This window comes from Streptomyces sp. NPDC004647 (assembly GCF_040609575.1).
GTDB lineage: Bacteria > Actinomycetota > Actinomycetes > Streptomycetales > Streptomycetaceae > Streptomyces.
The window spans coordinates 1-18,384 of the sequence record NZ_JBEXKU010000070.1; the positions used below are offsets into that span (position 1 = coordinate 1).

Genomic DNA, 18,384 nt, shown 5'->3' on the forward strand with positions numbered 1-18,384 from the left:
TGAGCCTGCTGACGGAGCCGGTGGCCTGGGAGGGCGGGGAGCGTCCGCGCAGGGCCGCGGTGTCCTCCTTCGGCATCAGCGGCACCAACGCCCACCTGATCCTGGAGGCACCGCCGGCCGCCGATGAACCGGTGGATGCCGACGAACCCGTCCCCACGGAGGACCTGGACGTCCCCGTGCTCTGGACGGTGTCGGCGCCGACGGAATCCGGGCTGCGGGCGCAGGCGGCGCGACTGGCGGAATATGCCGAAGACCGACCGGATAACGGCATCGCCGCGACAGGACTGGCTCTGGGCACCACCCGTACCTCCTTCGGCCACCGTGCCGCAGCGATCGGGCGCAACCGCAAGGAACTCCTCGACGGGCTACGGGCTCTGGCCGAGGGCAGGACCGTGTCGCACGCGGTCTCCGGCGCGGCGGCGGACGGCAGGCTCGCGTTCGTGTTCTCCGGTCAGGGGAGTCAGCGTCCCGGTATGGGGCGTGAGTTGTATGACTCATATCCGGTGTATGCGGCGGCTTTTGATGAGGTGTGTGCTGGGCTGGACGGGTTGGTGGGGCGGTCGTTGCGGGAGGTGGTTTTTGCGGACGAGGGTGGTCCGGATGCGGCTTTGCTGGATGAGACGCGGTATACGCAGCCGGCATTGTTCGCGGTGGAAGTGGCGTTGTACCGGTTGATGGAGTCCTGGGGGTTGGTGCCGGATTATCTGGTCGGTCATTCCATCGGTGAGTTGAGCGCGGCGTATCTGGCGGGTGTGTGGTCGTTGCCGGATGCCTGCGCTTTGGTGGCTGCGCGTGGCCGGTTGATGCAGGCGGCTCGTGGTGGTGGTGCGATGGCTGCTGTTCAGGCGACGGAGGGGGAGGTGCTTCCGACGCTGGAGGGGCGTCGTGTGGTGATCGCGGCGGTGAATGCGCCGGATTCCACGGTGGTGTCGGGTGACCGGGAGGCGGTCGAGGAGGTCGCCGAGTTGTGGGCTGCGCGGGGTCGTAGGTCGACCCGGTTGCGGGTGAGTCATGCTTTCCACTCGCCGCACATGGATGAAGTGCTGGAGGAGTTCCGGGAGGTCGCTCAGCGTCTGTCGTATTCCCCGGCTCGTATCCCGGTGGTCTCCGATGTGACCGGTGAACTGGCGACCGAGGAGCAGCTCACCTCGCCCGAGTACTGGGTCCGGCACATCCGCGAAGCCGTGCGCTTCGCCGACGGGGTACGGACTCTGCGGGCGCTCGGCACCACCACGTACCTGGAGGTGTCCCCGCGTCCGGTCCTCAGCCAGGCCGTGCAGCGGACGCTCGACGAAGACGGGACCGGCGGGGACGGGAAGGGCCGCCCGGCCGTCATCGCCGCCCGGCCCGAGCCGATGGGCCTCGTCACCGCGGTCGCCCGGGCCCACACGGCCGGCGCCGCACTCGATTGGCCCGCCCTCTTCCCGGCCGGTACGGGGCCGGGCGAGCTGCCGACGTATGCCTTCGGCCGTCGGCGGTACTGGCTCTCGCCGACCCCGGGCCAGGGCTCGGCGGCGGCCGTTTCCGGTACGTCGAACGGGGCGGACCGCTCACTGCTCGGAGCCGCGGTGGAGCTGGCCGACGGCAGCACGGTGCACACGGGCAGGCTCTCCCGGCGGACCCATCCCGAGCTGGGCGACCGCACCGTCGACGCGAGGGGACTGTTGCCTGCGGCGGTTCCTCTCGTCTTCACCCAGCACGTCCCGCTACGGCTGGCGGACGACGGGGCGCTCGATGTCCAGCTCACCGTCGCCGAACCGGGCGAGAACGGCCATCGCGCCGTGACCGTTCACTCCCGGCACGTGGCACGGTCCGGGGCGCAGGAGCCGAGAGCGCCATGGGTCCTGCAGGCCGAGGGCGTGCTGGCCCGCGATCCGGTCTCCTCGGCAGCGGCGACCGGTGAACCGGCTCTCCACCAGGTGGACTGGGTCCGCGTCCCGGTGCCCGCCGAGACCGGATCCACCGTTTCGGAGACGGCGTTCGTGCATTGCGCGGGCGGTGACCCCACTGCCGGGACGCATGCCGCTGCCCACCGCGCCATGGCCGAGATACAGCAGCGGCTCGCCGATGAGCGGTCCGGGCGGACGCGTCTCGTCCTGGTCACCGAGGGAGCCGTGGCCGTGCGCGGCGAGGGCATCGCCGACCTCGGTGCGGCATCGGTCTGGGGCTTGGCACGCACCGTGCAGACCGAACACCCCGGCTGGGTGGTCCTGCTCGACGTGGACGGTACGGACGCCTCACGTGAAGCAGTCCAGGCGGCGCTCGCGACCGGTGAGCCCCAGCTGGCCCTGCGTGCGGGAGTGCCGTACGCCCCGCGCGTGGTCCGCACCCCGCTCCCGTCGGCGGCCGGTGGCGCCTTGCGCCCCGGCGGCACAGTGCTGGTCACCGGCGCCACGGGTGCTCTCGGCGCGCTGGTGGCGCGGCATCTTGTCACGGCGCACGGGGTGCGGCATCTGCTGCTGGTCAGTCGTCGTGGCCCGGACGCCGAGGGGGCGGCCGAACTGAAGGCGGAGCTGACGGCCCTGGGCGCCGAGGCGTCTGTCGCCGCCTGCGATGTCGCCGATCGGGACGCTTGTCGCGCGCTGCTGGACAGGGTGCCTCACGAGCACCCGCTGACCGGAGTCGTGCACACTGCCGGTGTGCTGGACGACGGCACGGTCGAGTCGCTCACCCCGGACCGCCTCGACGCCGTACTGCGCCCGAAGGCGGACGCCGCATGGCACCTGCACGAACTGACGGCTGACAAGGATCTGTCGGCGTTTGTGCTCTTCTCCTCCCTCTCGGGGGTGCTCGGGAGCGCCGGGCAGGCGAACTACGCGGCGGCCAACGCCTTCCTCGACGCCCTCGCCCAACACCGGTCGGCGAACGGTCTGCCCGCCGTGTCGCTGGACTGGGGTCTGTGGGAGGACGGCGGCGGCATGGCCGGCAGGCTGGGGGAGGCCGACCGCGACCGCATGCGCCGCACCGGAGTGGTACCCATGGCGGCCGAGGAGGCGCTCGCCCTGCTCGATTCCGCGCTCGCACTCGGCCTTCCCTACGTGCTGCCGACCGCCTTCGACACCGCGGCGCTGCAGGGCCGTGCGGACTCCGGGACGCTGCCGCGTCTGTTGAGCGGTCTGCTGCCCGTAGCCGGAGAGCAGGAGGCGACCGGAGAATCCCCGGCAGATGCGGACCACAGCAGCTCGGCGCCGCTGGGCCCGGACGAACTGCTCGACCTGGTGCTCGGCACCGTCGCGGACGTGCTCGGCCACGACTCGCCGGACGACGTGAACGCCGAGGAGGAACTGATGGATCTCGGCATCGATTCGCTCATGGCAGTCGAGCTGCGTAACCGGCTCAATGAAGCGACCGGCCTCCGGTTGCCCGGTTCGTTGGTGTTCGAATTTCCTACGGTGGCCGCCATGGCTGAGCATCTGGGGGAGCAGTTGGCCGCCGACATGTCCGGGGAGGACCGCGACTGAGGCCATCCGCTGATGAAGAAGAGGGCCGGCACCCCGGAGACGGGATGCCGGCCCTGTTCTCACCCTGTTTTCATCGGACGCCGGACCAGTCCTTACGGAACGTGCCGGGCAGTTCATGAGGCACGGTGATGCGCGCCAAGTCGCCGGTCGGCATATGAAGAACCATCTTGGCGCAGCCCGAGACCTCCCGGTACAACAACTCGACCGTCCGCACGGGGACAACGCCGTAGTGGGGACGTCGCATGAGATAGGCGGTGCTGTCCGGGCCGGCCACTATGTGCTCGTCCCACCACCGGCGAAAGAGGGGACTCTCCGCCGAGAGCTCTTTGATGAGTTGGGTGACGCGGGGCGAATCCTGCGAGTTGGCCACTTCTGCGCGGAAGCGCGCCACGAGATGCTGCGACCGGGCTTCCCAGTCGACGAAGCGCTCACGCGCCGTTTCGGCGGTCAGCATCCACACGAGGATGTTGCGCCGGTTTTCGGGAACGTACTCGAAGTCGGCAAGCCATTCGGCGGCCGCGCGATTCCAGCTCAGCAGGTCGCCGGAGTTCGCGCAAATGTAGGCGGGAATGGGATCCAGGGACGCCGTCAATTCCTGTAGAGGCGCTCGGAATTCGATACATCGGCCGGTTTCCGGTTCCGCACTGGGAATCTCTCGCGAGAGATTGTGCAGATACTTTCGTTCGTACGCGGTGAGGCCCAGTACGGTGGCCAGGTTGTCGAGCACTTCGGGCGACGGTGAAACGTCCCTGGCCTGCTCGAGATATGTGTACCAAGTAGGGCTCACGCCGGCGAGTACCGCGACTTCCTCGCGTCGTAGGCCCGGTGTTCTGCGCCGCAACCCTCCAGGCAACCCAACGTCAACCGGCATGACTTTTTCACGTCGCTTGCGCAGAAGGTGTGCGCGTTCTCGTTTGCGATACTCGTCAACTGACATGTGCCCCCCGTAAGCATCCGTTCGTTGGCGTGGAACGAGTCTAGCCACACGGTCGAACATCCGCACGGCTAGCGGGCTTTGGGGGGAGTTGAAAGTTGAATGATCGCCGCCCGCGTGCGCTATGAGCGAACGGTAAGTGGACCTGCAGCTGGCGGCCGACCTTCATGCTACGGTCGATCAGAAGTGCTGTAACAGCAGGAGAGTCGGATTACTGCTGATCGAACAGAGCAGGCTGTGAGGCGGCCTTGCGGCTGCCTGTAGACCCAGTTGGGGGTTCAGTGGCTAATCAGGTGGACGGTCGGGAATCGGCCTCGGTGGCGAAAACTGTACGGGCCGATGGGGGTGCTGCCCCTACGTGGGCAGTCAGCGACCAGGTCTTCAGCAGGCTGCTGAAGGACCGAATCATCTTCCTCGGTCAGGAAGTTGATGACGACATCGCCAACAAGCTCACAGCCCAGCTGCTGATGCTTGCTGCGGAATCCGATGAGGACATCTATCTCTACATCAATTCCCCCGGCGGTTCTGTGACGGCGGGCATGGCTGTCTACGACACCATGCACTACATCAAGAATGACGTCGTGACCATCGCGATGGGATTCTGCGCCTCCATGGGCCAGTTCCTGCTCACCGCGGGGACCGCCGGCAAGCGCTTTGCGCTGCCGCACACGAAGATCCTGATGCACCAGCCCTCTGCGGGCCTCGCGGGATCCGCGAGCGACATCAAGATTTACGCGGAGCAACTGCTCCGCACCAAGAAGGAGATGGCGGAGCTCATCGCCATGCACTCCGGCCAGGATATCGAGAAGATCGTGAAGGACTCCGACCGCGACCGCTGGTTCACCGCGCAAGAGGCAAAGGAGTACGGCCTCATTGACAAGGTGATGACGTCGACCGCCGGCGTCCCCGGTGGCGGGGGTACGAGCGGGCACTGATGCGGTGTGCGGGAGGGACCCGGAAGGGTCCCTCCCGCATTGGATTCTCCGCTGTTCTCTGCAAATTTTTTCCGATTCCTAGCGCAACGTCACGCATGCGTGACGTCAACTTCCGGAGGGGCAGGTGCACATGGCACGGCAGATTCGTCCAGGTTCGGTACCCGCACAGGTGATGCCGCAAGCTCGCTACGTAGTCCCGCGCTTCGTCGAGCGCACCTCGCAGGGCGTCCGCGAATACGACCCTTACGCAAAGCTCTTCGAGGAGCGCGTCGTGTTCCTCGGCTCGGAGGTCGACGACACAGCGGCCAACGACATCATGGCCCAGCTGCTCTGCCTGGAATCCGCGGACCCGGACCGGGAGATCTCTGTCTATATCAACTCGCCTGGCGGGTCTATGACATCGCTCATGGCCATCTACGACACGATGCAGTTCGTGAAGCCGGACATCCAGACGGTGTGCATCGGTCAGGCGAGTTCGGCGGCGGCCGTCATCCTGGCCGCCGGCACACCCGGAAAGCGTTGCGCCCTCCCCAACTCGAGGATCCTGATCCACCAGCCGTTCAGCCAGGGACAGCGTGGCCAGGTGTCCGACCTGGAGATCCAGGCGCGTGAGATCATGCGGATCCGCGAGCAGATCGAGGGAATCCTGGCGAAGCACACCAATCGGGACATCGCGCAGGTGCGCGAGGACATCGAACGGGACAACGTCCTCACCGCTCAGCAGGCTCTGGACTACGGGATCATCGACCAGGTGATCGCCCCCCGGGTCCTGGCGTCCTCGGAGGCCTCCCGTCACCATGGCTGAGCCCACCGTCGACGCCACCGACACCACCAGCGGCGGAGGCGCCGCGCACGACGCACCGGCTGCATCTCCCCACCGCTGGCTGATCCTGGCCGTGATCGGGCTGGCTCAGCTGATGGTCATCCTCGACGCCACCATCGTGAACATCGCCCTGCCCTCGGCTCAGAAGGACCTGGGGTTCTCCGGCGACAACCGCCAATGGATCGTCACTGCCTACGCTCTGGCTTTCGGCAGCCTGCTACTCATCGGCGGCCGCATTGGCGACCTGTTCGGCCGTAAGGCCACGTTTGTGATAGGCCTGTCCGGCTTCGGTCTCGCCTCCGCACTGGGAGGCGCAGCGGGCGATTTCGGCGCACTGGTGACCGCCCGGGCACTCCAGGGCGTCTTCGGTGCGTTGGTCGCCCCCACCTGCCTGGCCTTGCTCAACGTCACCTTCACCGACGCCAGGGAGCGAGCCAAGGCATTCGGCGTCTACGGCGCCATCACCGGAACCGGGGCGGCGATCGGCCTGCTGCTCGGCGGGGTGCTCACCGAGTACATGTCGTGGCGCTGGTGCCTGTACGTGAACCTGGCCATCGCCGTGCCCGCCTTGATCGGTACGGCTGTCTTCATCAAGGGCAACCAGCGCGCCGAGCAGCGCGGCAAACTCGACCTGCCCGGAAGTTTCCTCGTCTCCGTCGCCCTGTTCTGCATCGTCTACGGCTTCTCCAACGCCGAGACCCACTCCTGGTCCGCCCGATCCACCTGGGGCCTTCTGGCCGCGGGCGTCCTCCTGCTCGCGGCCTTCGCCGGCTGGCAGACGAGGGCGGTCAACCCCGTGCTGCCCCTGCGTATTCTCCTCGACCGTGACCGGGGCGCCTCTTTCATAGCCTTGCTCATCACCGGCGCCGGCCTGTTCGGCGTCTCCCTTTTCCTGACCTACTACCTGCAGCAGAACCTGGGCTACTCCCCGGTCCTTACGGGGCTCGCCTTCCTGCCCATGAACGGTGGCATCATGATCACCGCGATCGGCGCCGGCAGCGTACTCATGCCCCGCGTCGGCCCCAGGGCGATTGTGCCCGCCGGTATGGCCCTGGCCGCCCTCGGCCTGGTCCTGCTCACGACTCTGGACACCAACAGTTCCTACGCCACCGGGATCATGCCGCCGCTGTTCGTCATCGGACTCGGCATCGGCATGGTGTTCGCCCCGGCGATGAGTCTGGGAACCGCGGGCGTCGCTCCCCAAGACGCGGGCGCGGCATCTGCGAGCATCAACGTCATGCAGCAGGTCGGCGGCTCCCTCGGCATCGCGCTGCTGTCCACCATCGCCGCAAGTGCCGCCGAGAACTACCTCGATGGCAGGCAACCCACTGCCGACGCGGTGGCCCAGGCAGGAATCGAAAGCTACGCCACCGCCTACTGGTGGGCCGCAGGATTCTTCGCTGTCGGCCTGGTGATCACGGCACTGCTGTACCGGCGCCGGGCGCCGGCCTGACCGCCGCCGCAGGCCCTCCGTCGCGGCGCAGGCCGGCTCGCCCCAATGCACCGCGATAACGCGCGCGGTGTGACACGCATGGCATGGACGCTTGCGAGAGTTCTGGCATGGACGCTCGCGAGAGTTCTGGACAACAGACAAAGCTCCAGGTCGCTGACCTGGGGCTTTGTCGTGAAACGGGTGACGAGAATCGAACTCGCCACTGCACTGGTTGCCCGGACTCAGCGGAACTCCTGGAGCCATGGCGCAGGTTCAGGGGAGACGTTGCGGGGCCCCGGTATCGCTCCCCACACCCGTGCGCCGGTGTCGTCTTCGCTGCGCGCGGGTCAGCAGCCAGAGCGCCGAACACAAGAACAGCAGGGCCGTGACAAGCAGCCACCGGGGGAGGAATACGTCGGCGGGCAGCCCGGTGCCCTGCTCATAACGCTCCACGCGCCGGGTGATCAGCGGAAACCACACCAGGAGCAGCAGACCGGAGAGTACGGCCGGTACTCGGACGAAAATGAGCCATTCTCGGTGCCGAACCCCCGGCACGTTCAGCAAGGCCCGGTCGGCGAGCGCGTACAGCGGCAGCAGCACCAGGTCGTGCACGAGCGCCGAGCCGACGAACCACAGACCGATGGCGAGCCAGTCGCCTTCCAGCAGGCGCACCCCTGCGTAGCCGGTCAGGGCGAACGAGGCGGTCAGCAGCACGAGGTGCAGCGGCCCTTCCCCGTACCGGTGCCGGAATCGGATCGACCGGTCGCCCTTCATCCCAGCTCCCCGAAGGTCATCCGGGCCACCCACTTGGTGTTGAGCACTCCGGGCGCGGCGGGGACGATGATCCGCGCCGGGTAGCCGTGGTCCGGTGAGAGATCTTCCCCGTTGACCCGCAGGGCGAGCAGCGACCGGAAGTCGCGCACTTGGTTGTGGCGCAGCGCGGCGCTGCGGAAGGCCCCACGGCGTTGCAAGGACTCCACCAGGACGTCCGGCACCTTGTCCGCACCCTCGTATCCGGCCAGGGCGGCGAGATCCCGCAGCCGCACTCCGCGCCACCACTGGTCCGAGGTCGACCAGCCCTCCACACAGGCGATGGGCAGCGCCGCGCTGTGCTGGGGCAGGGCCAGCAGTTCCTCCCGGGACAGGCGGAGGTCACCGCGTGGGCCGGAGAGGGTCAGCCGCCACGCCTGCCCGGTGTCGGCCGGCTCGATGCCGACGCCGGCCGCCGTCTTGTTGATCTGGAAGCCGTTGGGTCCGCTCCCCGGGTCCTGGCCGCCGTGCGGGGCGAAGAGCGCCGTGCGCCGCAGCGGGCCGTCGAAGTTCTGGCCTGCCGTGGTGGCCAGGAGCAGGAGCGAACTCCCGCCGACCAGGCCGAGCGCGCCGCGCCGGGAGAGCGTCGGTTCGGCGGGCCGGGAGGAGACGAGCCCGGTCCCTTCGTCGGGCTCCGCGGAGCCCACGGACCGTGTGGGGGACGTGCGCCGCAGGTGTGCCCGTACACCCTGTTCCCGCAGGGTACGGACGGTCCGGGGCAGGCATAGGGCCACATGGAGCACGAAGGCTGCCATGAAGACCCATGCCCCGTAGAAGTGCAGACGGTAGAAGGAGCCGGGGAAGAGATACTCCAACTGGACGTTCAGTACCCCGGTGATGAACTCGAACAGTCCGCCGCCGACGAGCAGCAGCAGCGAAAGCCGCTCCAGCGCCTGGGCGGGGGAACGCGCCGGGGGCAGTGCGAAGAGCTTCGGGATGACGGACCACAGCTTCGCGAGCAGCACCGGGATCAGGGCGATGCCAACGGTGACGTGCAGGCCCTGGTTGAGGCGGTAGAGCCAGTGCGGATCGGTCGGCCAGTCGAACAGATAGAAGCCCAGCCGGCCCTTGTCCGGCGTCTGGTCGTTCACCGGGGACAGATCCGGGTTGTACGCGGCATATGACAGCAGCCCGGTCACGAACAGCAGGGTGATCCCGGCGAGCAGGACGACACCGAGCACGGACGTCAGCCAGGGCCCGCGCAGCGGGCTGCGCCAGAACCCCGGGGAGGCCGGGAGGCGGTCGGAGTTGAAGAGTTCCTTGCGCATGGTGCGGCATCCTCGGCGGTCTCCGCGACGATGGACCGTCGCACTGCCTCGACGGTAGGTCCGGGCGACGGCTTGGGAAGGGCCGCGACCGATGACGAAACGCTGACGTCCTCCGTCTGCACGACAGGCCGCTCAGCGGATCTGACGGTTGTGTGACGTCGCCCCGCAGCACGACCCCGAACTGGCCTTTCCCGCCTACCGTGCAGACGTGAATCACCATGACGACCCCGTCCGTCACACCCGCACCGGTGCGCGACGCGATCTCGCCGCAGCCGCCGCGGCGGCCCTTCTGGTCGCGGCGGCGGTGACCGTCGGCCGGGCCATCGAGCGCGCTGACGGAAGCCTTCGCGTCGGCTGGCCTCCGCTGTTCGCCGGCTGGTCCCCCCATCTCGGTCCCGGGACCCCGGCCGCGCTCCTGGTCGCCGTCGCTGTGATCGCGTACGGGCCGGTGCTCGCCGCCCGGGTGCCGTGGCGTGCGCTGCTCCTCGGCTCCTGGCTGACGTCCATGGCCTGGACCTGGTCCTTGGCGCTCGTGGACGGCTGGCACCGCGGCATCGCGCGGCGGCTCACCACCCGGTACGAATACCTCCAGGTGATCGACCGCTTCGATGACATCCCGGCCACCCTGCGGGACTTCACCGGGCACATCCTGCTCGGCTCGCCCGACCACTGGCCCGCCCACATCGCCGGACACCCGCCGGCCGCCACCCTCACGTTCGTCGGCCTCGACCGCATCGGGCTCGGCGGCGGCGCGTGGGCCGGCACCTGGTGCATCACGATCGGCTGCACTGCCTCGGCGGCCGTCCTCGTCACCATCCGCGCCCTGGCAGACCAGACGCTCGCACGCCGGGCCGCGCCGTTCCTCGTCCTGGCTCCGGCCGCGATCTGGGTCGGCGCGTCGGCGGACGGCTACTTCACCGCCGTCACCGCCTGGACGATCGCCCTGCTCGCGCTCGCCGCGACCCGTACCGTCCGGTTCCCGGCCTCCGCCGCCCTGGGTTCCGGCCTGCTGCTCGGCCTTACGTGCTACCTCTCGTACGGGCTCACGTTGTTCGCGATCGTCGCCCTTGCCGTACTGCTCGCCGCCCGCACGGCGCGCCCGATTCCGTTGGTGCTGGCCGGGGCGGCCGTCGTACCGCTGGTATTCACCCTGCTGGGCTTCAATTGGTGGGACGCGTACCGGCTGCTGGTCGAGCGCTACTACCAGGGGGCGGGTGGCATCAGACCGTACGGGTACTGGGTGTGGGCCAACCTTGCCTGCACCGTGATCGTCGCCGGCCCGGCCACGTTCGCGGGACTGCGTCGGGTGGTGGTGGCCTCGCCCGGTGCCGTACCAGCCGTCCGCTTCGGCAAACGCCGACCCGGGCCCGCGCGGGAGGCAACGGGCGTGCACCGTTTGGTGATCCTCGTCCTCGGGGCCCTGCTCGCCCTTGTGGTCGCCGATCTGTCCGGGATGAGCAAGGCCGAGACCGAGCGGATCTGGCTGCCCTTCGCCACCTGGCTCCTTGCCGCCACCGCGCTTCTGCCGTCCGGTGGCAGGCGGGCCTGGCTGACCGCGCAGGCGGTGCTCGCGCTGGCGGTCAACCATCTGCTGTTCACCGGGTGGTGAGACGAGCGTTCCCCGGACCATGGGCGTCCACGCGGTGGCTCGGGTGGTGCGGAAGTTCCCACGCGGGCGCTTGCTGCCTCGCTCTCAGTCCGCCCCTGGCACCGCGCGGCGCAACTCCACGAACCGGCGCCCCTCGGCCTCCCACCGGCCCGTCGCGGTCCAGCCCGCAGCCTCGGCGTGGAAGCACAGGGCCCGGGTGCCGACCCGGGCCCAGGAAAAGGCGTCCCCGCGGGGTCCGCGCCCGTCGTCGACCCTGACCCGTACCCGCTCGTCGACATCGGGCAGGGCGGTTTCGACGATCGTCACCCCGTCCTCGCAGGCGAGTTCGGCGACCCGGGTCAGCAGCGCGGCCGGGTCGCCGCCGATGCCGATGTTGCCGTCGATCAGCAGCACGGTGTCCCAGCGGCCCTCTCCGGGCAGCGGCTCGAAGACCGAGCGGCACAGCGCCCGGCCGCCCGCGCGAAGGGTGCGCTCCACCGCTTCCGGGTGCACATCGATGCCGAGCGGGGGGCGGCCGAATGCGGTCAGCGCCGTGACCAGCCGTCCCGGACCGCAGCCGATGTCGAGGACAGAACCCTGGCACCGCTCCAGCACCGTCCTGTCGGCCGTGTCCGGCGCGGCGCACCAGCGCTCCACCTCCAGCGGCAGCAGCCAGCCGTCGCCGCGCCGTAGGAAGAGCGGGCCGCGGCCGGCGCGCAGCGCGTCGGTGTACGGGTCGGCCCGCCAGGCCGTCCGCGCCGATTCCGTGGCGCGAGCGGCCGGTATGGCTGACACCTTCCCCGCGCTCACCTTGCCCCGGCCCTCGCGAGTGCGGCATGGAGCGCACCGAACCGGGTGCCGGGTGCCTCGGCCGCCACCGCCGCCGCGTCGGCGGCGGTGTCCACATCGCGCAGCACCGGCAGATCCCGTACCGCCAGGCACGCGTGCGTCAGCCGGCGCCGCTGCACCGAGCCCGTCTCGGGTACGGACATGGGTACCCCGCGCAGCAGCGCCGGCTCCGGCTCGGCGAGCCCCAGCGCCCAGAAACCGCCGTCGGCGGCCGGGCCGAACCACGCCTCCGCGTGCCTGAAGTCGAGCCCCTGCGCCAGGAATTCAGCGGTCACCTGCGGGGTGTCCATGCCGATCAGCAACGCCGGTCCGGTGCAGAGGGCGAAGGCGGCGGCGAGCCGTTCGTCGAGCCCGCCGGCACACTGCGGTACGACCTCGAAGCCGGGCGGCAGCCAGGGCCCCGGCCTGCCGTCGAGCACCAGCACCCGGCGTGCGGCCGGGGTGTCGCGCACCGCCTCCAAGGTGTCGGCGAGCGCCGCCGCCGCGAGCCGGGCCGCCTCCTGCGGGCTGAAGTGCGGAGTGAGACGGGTCTTCACCCGGCCCGGCATGGGCTCCTTGGCGATGACGAGCAGTGTGGTCACCGGGGTCCCTCCCTCTCGATCGCGGGCGCTGCGAGCACCTCGCGCATGTCGTGAACCGCCTGCCAGGTGCCCCGCCAGGTCCCGGTGACCTTGGACTTCCCCGCCCGCGGCAGATAGGGCACGTCGACCTCGCGCACCCGCCACCCCGCTTCGGCCGCGCGCACCACCATCTGGAGCGGATAGCCGCTGCGCCGGTCGGTCAGGCCGAGGCCGAGCAGCGCCTCGCGCCGCGCGGCCCGTATCGGGCCCAGGTCGTGCAGCCGCAGCCCGGTACGGCGGCGCAGCATCCGGGCCAGCGCCAGGTTCCCGGCACGGGCGTGCACCGGCCAGGCGCCGCGGGCCTGCGGTCGGCGCCGCCCCAGCACCAGGTCGGCCTCCCCGGCGGCCACGTGGGCCACGAAGGGGACGAGCAGGGCGGGATCGAGCGAGGCGTCGCAGTCGCAGAGGCAGACGATGTCCGCCTCCGCCGCCAGCAGTCCGGCGTGGCAGGCGGCGCCGAAGCCGCGCCTCGGCTCGGACACCACGGTGGCGCCGAGGGAGCGGGCGATCTCCGGGGAGCCGTCGGCGGAGCCATTGTCGACGACGATCGCCCGCCACCCGTCGGGAACCTGCTCCAGCACCCAGGGCAGGGCCGCCGCCTCGTCGAGGCAGGGCAGTACGACGTCCACCGTCGCCGGGATTGGGGGAATCGAATCGGTCACGGGTTCACCGTACGAATCCAAAGCGGACATTCGGGATCTCGGGTTCTTACGAAACGCGGACATCGCCCCCTGCCGCGGGCGGCAGGGGGGAACTCCCGTCGCCCCGGTGCGACGCTGGAGCCATGCAGAACAGCCAGAGCATCCTGGTCGTGGACGACGATCCCACCGTCGCCGAGGTCGTCACCGGTTATCTGGAACGGGCCGGCTTCGCCGTGCACCGGGCCGGCGACGGGCCGGGCGCCCTGCGGGCGACGGACCTGCGGTGGCCCGACCTGGTCGTCCTCGATCTGATGCTGCCCGGCATGGACGGCCTGGAAGTCTGCCGCGCACTGCGCTCCCGCGGCCCCGTCCCCGTCATCATGCTCACCGCGCGCGGCGACGAGGACGACCGGATCCTCGGTCTGGAGATAGGCGCCGACGACTACGTGACCAAGCCCTTCAGCCCCCGGGAACTGGTGCTGCGCGTCGAGTCCGTACTGCGCCGCAGCTCTTCGGCCCAGCCGTCCGGGGCGGTGCTGAGCGCGGCGGGCCTGGAACTCGACCCCGCGGCCCGCCGCGCCACCAAGGACGGGCACGACCTCGCCCTGACTCTGCGGGAGTTCGACCTCCTCGCCCACTTTCTGCGCCACCCCGGGCAGGTCTGCGACCGCGAGCGGCTGATGCGTGAGGTATGGGGCTGGGAGTTCGGCGATCTGTCCACCGTCACCGTCCACGTACGGCGGCTGCGCGGCAAGATCGAGGACGACCCGGCCAGGCCCCGGCTGATCCACACGGTCTGGGGCGCGGGCTACCGCTTCGACCCCGTACCGGGCCCGGCACCGCACCAGGAAGGGGACGAGGTCTGACAGCCATGGGCGATCTGCTGCTCATCCTCCTCTACGCCTTCCTCGGCGCGGCCGCCGCCGGGTTGCTGGGCGCGCTCGCGCTGCGTCTGCTGCGGCGCCGTTCGGTCGCTGTCTCCCTCGCGGTGGTCGCCGCCGTCGCGGTCGGCGCGATGCTCGCCGGGACGCTCGCGGTCGCCTGGGCGATGTTCCTGTCCTCCCACGACCTGACCGTCGTCACCACCGTGGTCGCCATGGCCGCCGCCGTCTCGCTCGCCACCGCGCTGCTGCTGGGCCGACGGGTCGTCGTCAGCTGCCGCGAGCTGGCCCTGTCCGCACGCAGCTTCGGTGAGGGCGGCACCTTCACCGCCCCCCTCGGAGCGGCGCCCGCCGAACTCGCCGCACTCAGCCGCGAACTGACCGCCACCAGTGAACGCCTCACCGCCTCCCGGGAGCGGGAACGTGCCCTGGAGACCTCCCGCCGCGAGCTCGTCGCCTGGATCTCGCACGATCTGCGCACCCCGCTCGCCGGGCTGCGTGCCATGTCCGAAGCGCTGGAGGACGGCGTCGTCACCGATCCCGCCCGCTACCACCGACAGATCCGCACCGAGGTCGACCGCCTCAACTCCATGGTCGGCGACCTCTTCGAGCTCTCTCGTATCCACGTCGGCGCCCTCGCCCTCACCACGGCCCGCGTCTCTGTGTACGACCTGGTGGGCGATGCCCTGGCCGGTGCCGACCCACTCGCCCGTGAACTCGGTGTCCGTCTCGTCGGCGACCGCGTCGACCCCGTCCCCGTCGAGGTGGACGGCAAGGAGATGACCCGCGTCCTCGCCAACCTTCTCGTCAACGCGATCCGGCACACCCCCGCCGATGGCACCGTCGCCGTCGCCGCCGAACTCCGTGCCGGCTCCGTCGTGCTCTCCGTCACCGATGGCTGCGGCGGCATCCCCGAGAGCGACCTGCCGAAGGTCTTCGACACCGGCTGGCGCGGCACCGCCGCCCGCACACCGAGTCCGGCGGGGGCCGGCCTCGGTCTGGCCATCGTGCGCGGCATCGTCGAGGCACACGCGGGCCGTGCCGACGTACACAACGTCACGGGCGGCTGCCGCTTCGAGGTCACCCTCCCCGCAGCCCGCTCCTAGCGAACTCCGCCATCCCCTCCGCGAAACCGATCTCCGGCCTCCACCCCAACTCGGCCTTCAGCCGCCGTGAGTCCGCCGTGATGTGCCGGACGTCGCCGAGCCGGAACTCGCCGGTGACCTTCGGCAGGGGGCCGCCGTGTGCGGCCGCGAGGGCCTTCGCCATCTCACCCACCGTGTGCGGCTCGCCGCTGCCCGTGTTGTACGCCGTGAACGAGCCGCCCGGTCGCTCGGCGAGTGTTTCGATCACCAGGGCGTTGGCCGCGGCCACGTCGCGCACATGGACGAAGTCCCGCCGCTGGCCGCCGTCCTCGAAGACCGCGGGCGCCTCGCCCCGGGCCAGTGCCGACCGGAACAGCGAGGCCACACCCGCGTACGGGGTGTCGCGCGGCATCCCCGGCCCGTACACATTGTGGTAGCGCAGCGACACCGTACGGCCGCCCGTCGTACGTGCCCATGCGGCGGCCAGATGCTCCTGGGCCAGCTTGGTCGTCGCGTAGACATTCCGCGGATCGGCCGGGGTGTCCTCGCCGACCAGCCCCGGCTCCAACTCCGCGCCGCAGCGCTGACAGCGCGGCTCGAACCGGCCCGCCTCCAGATCCTCCACGGTGCGCGGGCCCGGCCTGACCGTGCCGTGCCGTGCGCAGTCGTACCGCCCCTCCCCGTACACCACCATCGACCCGGCCAGGACGAGATCACGGACCGTGGCCTCCGCCATTGCGGTGAGCAGCACTGCCGTACCGAGGTCATTGCAGGACACATACGCCGGCGCGTCCGCGAAGCCCTTGCCCAGGCCCACCATCGCCGCCTGATGGCACACCGCGTCCACACCCGCCAGCGCCCGCCGGACGGTATCCGGGTCCCGCACATCACCGGGAATCCACTCCGCCCCGTCCGGCTCGGCCGGCGCCTCCTGGTGGGCGGTGGGGAGCAGGGCGTCGAGGACGACCGGCTCATGACCGCCCGCCGTGAGCGCCTCGACGATGTGCGAGCCGATGAAGCCCGCGCCTCCAGTGATCAGTACGCGCATGACGCCGACGCTACGGGCCGCTCCCGCCACCAGCGATGACGCAGCCACCCATGTCACGGAGGCGTAAGAACTCCGGCAGTCGTCCCGGACCGGCGACATCGCCGGTCCTGCGGGTCCGCCGGAACGGAGTTCCGCCCGACCCGATGGCTGAGAGGCGGTCCTTTGGCCGGTGGCCGGGGCGATGGCCTGGTGACCCTCTTCAGGGGGCGCCTGCCGTGCTCGGCGGGGCCTCAGGCAACCCTGCCAAAAGAGGCAGTGCGGCATACTGCGGCGGTGATCGGCATACGGGAGCGTCAGCGCGCAATCGTCGTCCGGTCTGTGTTGGCCGCCGTCCTGGCCACGATGCCCGCGCTCACGGGTGCGGGGCAGGCAAGCGCAGCGGAGAGCGGTCCTCGCGACACCACTCAGAAGAACTTCTACATGCCGCTGCATATGACGAAGAAAACGGGGCCGGACATGTGGCTGCCCCTGTCGTTCGCGTACAACGGGCCATCACGGGATGCCGAACTCACCGTGGATGCGTCGGGGATCGACGGCGTCGCGGTCCTCGCGCCGGATAACACACAGGTGATCGACAACTGCAGGACCAGGATGCCGTCCTTCACCTGTTCCATGCGACTGAACTCCGACACCGGGGGTCTGCTGAACTTCCGCCCCTCGGACGGCGTCCAGGCCGGGGACTCCGGCATCCTGCGCTACACCCTCAAAGCGGAGGGCCTGCCCGCCGTCCGGGGCAGCGTGACGGTGATCGCCGGGCGTCCCGAACTACGGGTGAACAAAAGCCCCACACCCAGCGATTTGGCTGTCGGGGAACCATCCAGCGTGCCCATCCTCATCCGCAACACCGGTGATCTCCCGGCCCGTGGCGTCGTACTGAGCATCGCCGACACCGAAGATCTGTCCACGGCCACTCGGCACAGCAACTGCCGATACCCCAGGGACGGCGAAACCGGCCTCGCCGTCCAATGCCTGCTGCCTGATGCCGTCATAGCTCCCGGTGAGACGATGAGGGTGACCCCCGAACTTCGGGTGAAGCCGAGCCGTCACGCGGCGGCCGAACGCCTGTCCTACGGGGCATCGCCCTTCCACACCGCCGGGTGGGGATCGAGCGTCTCGTGCTGCGATGACCACCCCGACCCCGGCCTCACGCCGGGGCATGGGGCGCCTCTCTCCCTCGCCCGGGACCCTGCCGGCGGCAAGGGGGCGACGTTCACCACGAACCGGGAGCCGACGAACACGGAAGTGCCGGTACGCAACACAGCCGATATCGAGGCGTTCGGCACACCGCTGCGCGGCGATGTCGGCAGCAGTCACCGCATCCGCATCGGCTACCGCAACAACGGCCCCGCCGAGGCAGGAGTCAAAACGGTGTTCATCGTCCCGCCCGGCACCAAGGTGACCAAGGCACCTTACGACCCCGAAGCCGAGGAGGAGATGCTCGACCAGGTCTGCCAGACGAAGGACCAGGGCCGCAGCTACACCTGCCGCGACGGCGGCGCAATCGGCCAAGAGGTCTTCTACGAGTTCACGTTGCGCATCACGAGCGAGGACACCCGTTCCGGCTGCGTGGCCGTCTCGGGCTGGACCGGGACTCCACCGGGCGTCACGCCTGTCAAGGACGCCGAGCGGAGCAACGACACGGCCCCCGTCCAGGTAGCGGAGAACGGCAGCTTCTCCTGCGCTCTGGCCAAGGACGATGGCGTCAGCGGCTGGGCCGTCGGCGCGGGAATCGTGGCCATCGCCGGCTCGGTGCTGCTTGTTGTCAGGTACCGGCGCAGGAAAGCGTCCCCTTCTGGTCGAGTGCCAACGCCCTGGTGGGCGCGCTTCGAACGTGAGCCGTGACCCCTATCGGTCAATGAAATGTGGCCTCACCTGTGATCGTCTGGCTCGCCTCGTCAGAACCACTCCAGCTCGGGAGCGTTGACGCGCGGCCGGTGGAGTCTCCATGGCCGTGTCAAGCCACCGTCGATCGTGAAAACCGCCGTGGCGGCAACGTCACCGTGGGTTCC

15 protein-coding genes are annotated in these 18,384 nt (G+C 69.9%); 8 read left to right on the forward strand and 7 right to left on the reverse strand.

The annotated features are described in order from the left end of the window. Nucleotides 1–3,461, forward strand: a 3,461-nt coding sequence (locus tag ABZW18_RS26240; protein ID WP_356191745.1) for a type I polyketide synthase, incomplete at its 5' end; no start/stop codon positions are given. A gap of 70 nt (nt 3,462–3,531) precedes the next feature. Here the strand turns inward: ABZW18_RS26240 and ABZW18_RS26245 are convergent. Continuing rightward, a complete protein-coding gene (locus ABZW18_RS26245) occupies nt 3,532–4,398 on the reverse strand; it encodes a helix-turn-helix transcriptional regulator (RefSeq protein ID WP_356191747.1) in 867 nt (288 codons plus the stop codon). Between the two features lie 314 nt (nt 4,399–4,712). On the opposite strand from ABZW18_RS26245, the gene ABZW18_RS26250 reads away from it, so the two are divergent. The 3 genes from ABZW18_RS26250 (at nt 4,713) to ABZW18_RS26260 (ending at nt 7,606) form a co-directional block, all read left to right on the forward strand. Next, nucleotides 4,713–5,330 carry an ATP-dependent Clp protease proteolytic subunit gene (locus ABZW18_RS26250; protein ID WP_356191819.1) on the forward strand — a complete coding sequence of 206 codons (618 nt, stop codon included), beginning with the start codon at nt 4,713–4,715 and terminating at the stop codon, nt 5,328–5,330. A gap of 130 nt (nt 5,331–5,460) precedes the next feature. Beyond that, nucleotides 5,461–6,135: an ATP-dependent Clp protease proteolytic subunit gene (locus ABZW18_RS26255; protein ID WP_356191749.1), complete on the forward strand. Its 675-nt coding sequence runs from the start codon at nt 5,461–5,463 to the stop codon at nt 6,133–6,135. Continuing rightward, nucleotides 6,128–7,606 (forward strand): MFS transporter, encoded by a 1,479-nt coding sequence (locus ABZW18_RS26260; protein WP_356191751.1) that lies wholly within the window; start codon nt 6,128–6,130, stop codon nt 7,604–7,606. Before ABZW18_RS26255 ends, ABZW18_RS26260 begins: the two co-directional genes overlap by 8 nt. A gap of 252 nt (nt 7,607–7,858) precedes the next feature. Here ABZW18_RS26260 and ABZW18_RS26265 read toward each other — a convergent pair whose 3' ends face one another. Both ABZW18_RS26265 and ABZW18_RS26270 read right to left on the reverse strand, forming a co-directional pair. Next, nucleotides 7,859–8,359, reverse strand: coding sequence for a hypothetical protein (locus tag ABZW18_RS26265; RefSeq protein ID WP_356191752.1), 501 nt, complete (start codon nt 8,357–8,359; stop codon nt 7,859–7,861). After that, nucleotides 8,356–9,663 (reverse strand): molybdopterin-dependent oxidoreductase, encoded by a 1,308-nt coding sequence (locus ABZW18_RS26270; RefSeq protein ID WP_356191754.1) that lies wholly within the window; start codon nt 9,661–9,663, stop codon nt 8,356–8,358. Before ABZW18_RS26270 ends, ABZW18_RS26265 begins: the two co-directional genes overlap by 4 nt. Nucleotides 9,664–9,871: 208 nt before the next feature. Here ABZW18_RS26270 and ABZW18_RS26275 point away from each other — a divergent pair, with 208 nt between their 5' ends. After that, nucleotides 9,872–11,272 carry a hypothetical protein gene (locus ABZW18_RS26275; RefSeq protein WP_356191756.1) on the forward strand — a complete coding sequence of 467 codons (1,401 nt, stop codon included), beginning with the start codon at nt 9,872–9,874 and terminating at the stop codon, nt 11,270–11,272. Between the two features lie 84 nt (nt 11,273–11,356). Here ABZW18_RS26275 and ABZW18_RS26280 read toward each other — a convergent pair whose 3' ends face one another. From ABZW18_RS26280 to ABZW18_RS26290, 3 genes are read right to left on the reverse strand one after another with little or no spacing between them, the layout of a single operon-like run. Next, on the reverse strand, nt 11,357–12,046 hold the full coding sequence (locus tag ABZW18_RS26280; protein ID WP_356191758.1) for a methyltransferase domain-containing protein: 690 nt from the start codon (nt 12,044–12,046) through the stop codon (nt 11,357–11,359). 11 nt (nt 12,047–12,057) lie between these two features. After that, nucleotides 12,058–12,648 carry a DUF2064 domain-containing protein gene (locus tag ABZW18_RS26285; RefSeq protein ID WP_356191821.1) on the reverse strand — a complete coding sequence of 197 codons (591 nt, stop codon included), beginning with the start codon at nt 12,646–12,648 and terminating at the stop codon, nt 12,058–12,060. A 29-nt stretch (nt 12,649–12,677) separates the two neighbouring features. After that, on the reverse strand, nt 12,678–13,412 hold the full coding sequence (locus ABZW18_RS26290; RefSeq protein ID WP_356191761.1) for a glycosyltransferase family 2 protein: 735 nt from the start codon (nt 13,410–13,412) through the stop codon (nt 12,678–12,680). A gap of 92 nt (nt 13,413–13,504) precedes the next feature. Here ABZW18_RS26290 and ABZW18_RS26295 point away from each other — a divergent pair, with 92 nt between their 5' ends. Further along, the gene (locus ABZW18_RS26295; RefSeq protein WP_356191764.1) at nt 13,505–14,227 is read left to right on the forward strand and encodes a response regulator transcription factor; all 723 of its coding nucleotides are present in this window, start codon (nt 13,505–13,507) and stop codon (nt 14,225–14,227) included. Nucleotides 14,228–14,232: 5 nt separating this feature from the next. Then, on the forward strand, nt 14,233–15,348 hold the full coding sequence (locus ABZW18_RS26300) for a HAMP domain-containing sensor histidine kinase (RefSeq protein WP_356191767.1): 1,116 nt from the start codon (nt 14,233–14,235) through the stop codon (nt 15,346–15,348). Here ABZW18_RS26300 and ABZW18_RS26305 read toward each other — a convergent pair. Next, the gene (locus ABZW18_RS26305) at nt 15,323–16,375 is read right to left on the reverse strand and encodes an NAD-dependent epimerase/dehydratase family protein (protein WP_356191770.1); all 1,053 of its coding nucleotides are present in this window, start codon (nt 16,373–16,375) and stop codon (nt 15,323–15,325) included. The two genes, ABZW18_RS26300 and ABZW18_RS26305, sit on opposite strands and share 26 nt — an antisense overlap. A 273-nt stretch (nt 16,376–16,648) precedes the next feature. Between ABZW18_RS26305 and ABZW18_RS26310 the strand changes: the two genes are divergently transcribed. Then, nucleotides 16,649–18,217, forward strand: coding sequence for a hypothetical protein (locus tag ABZW18_RS26310; protein ID WP_356191773.1), 1,569 nt, complete (start codon nt 16,649–16,651; stop codon nt 18,215–18,217). The last annotated feature ends 167 nt before the right edge of the window (nt 18,218–18,384 follow it).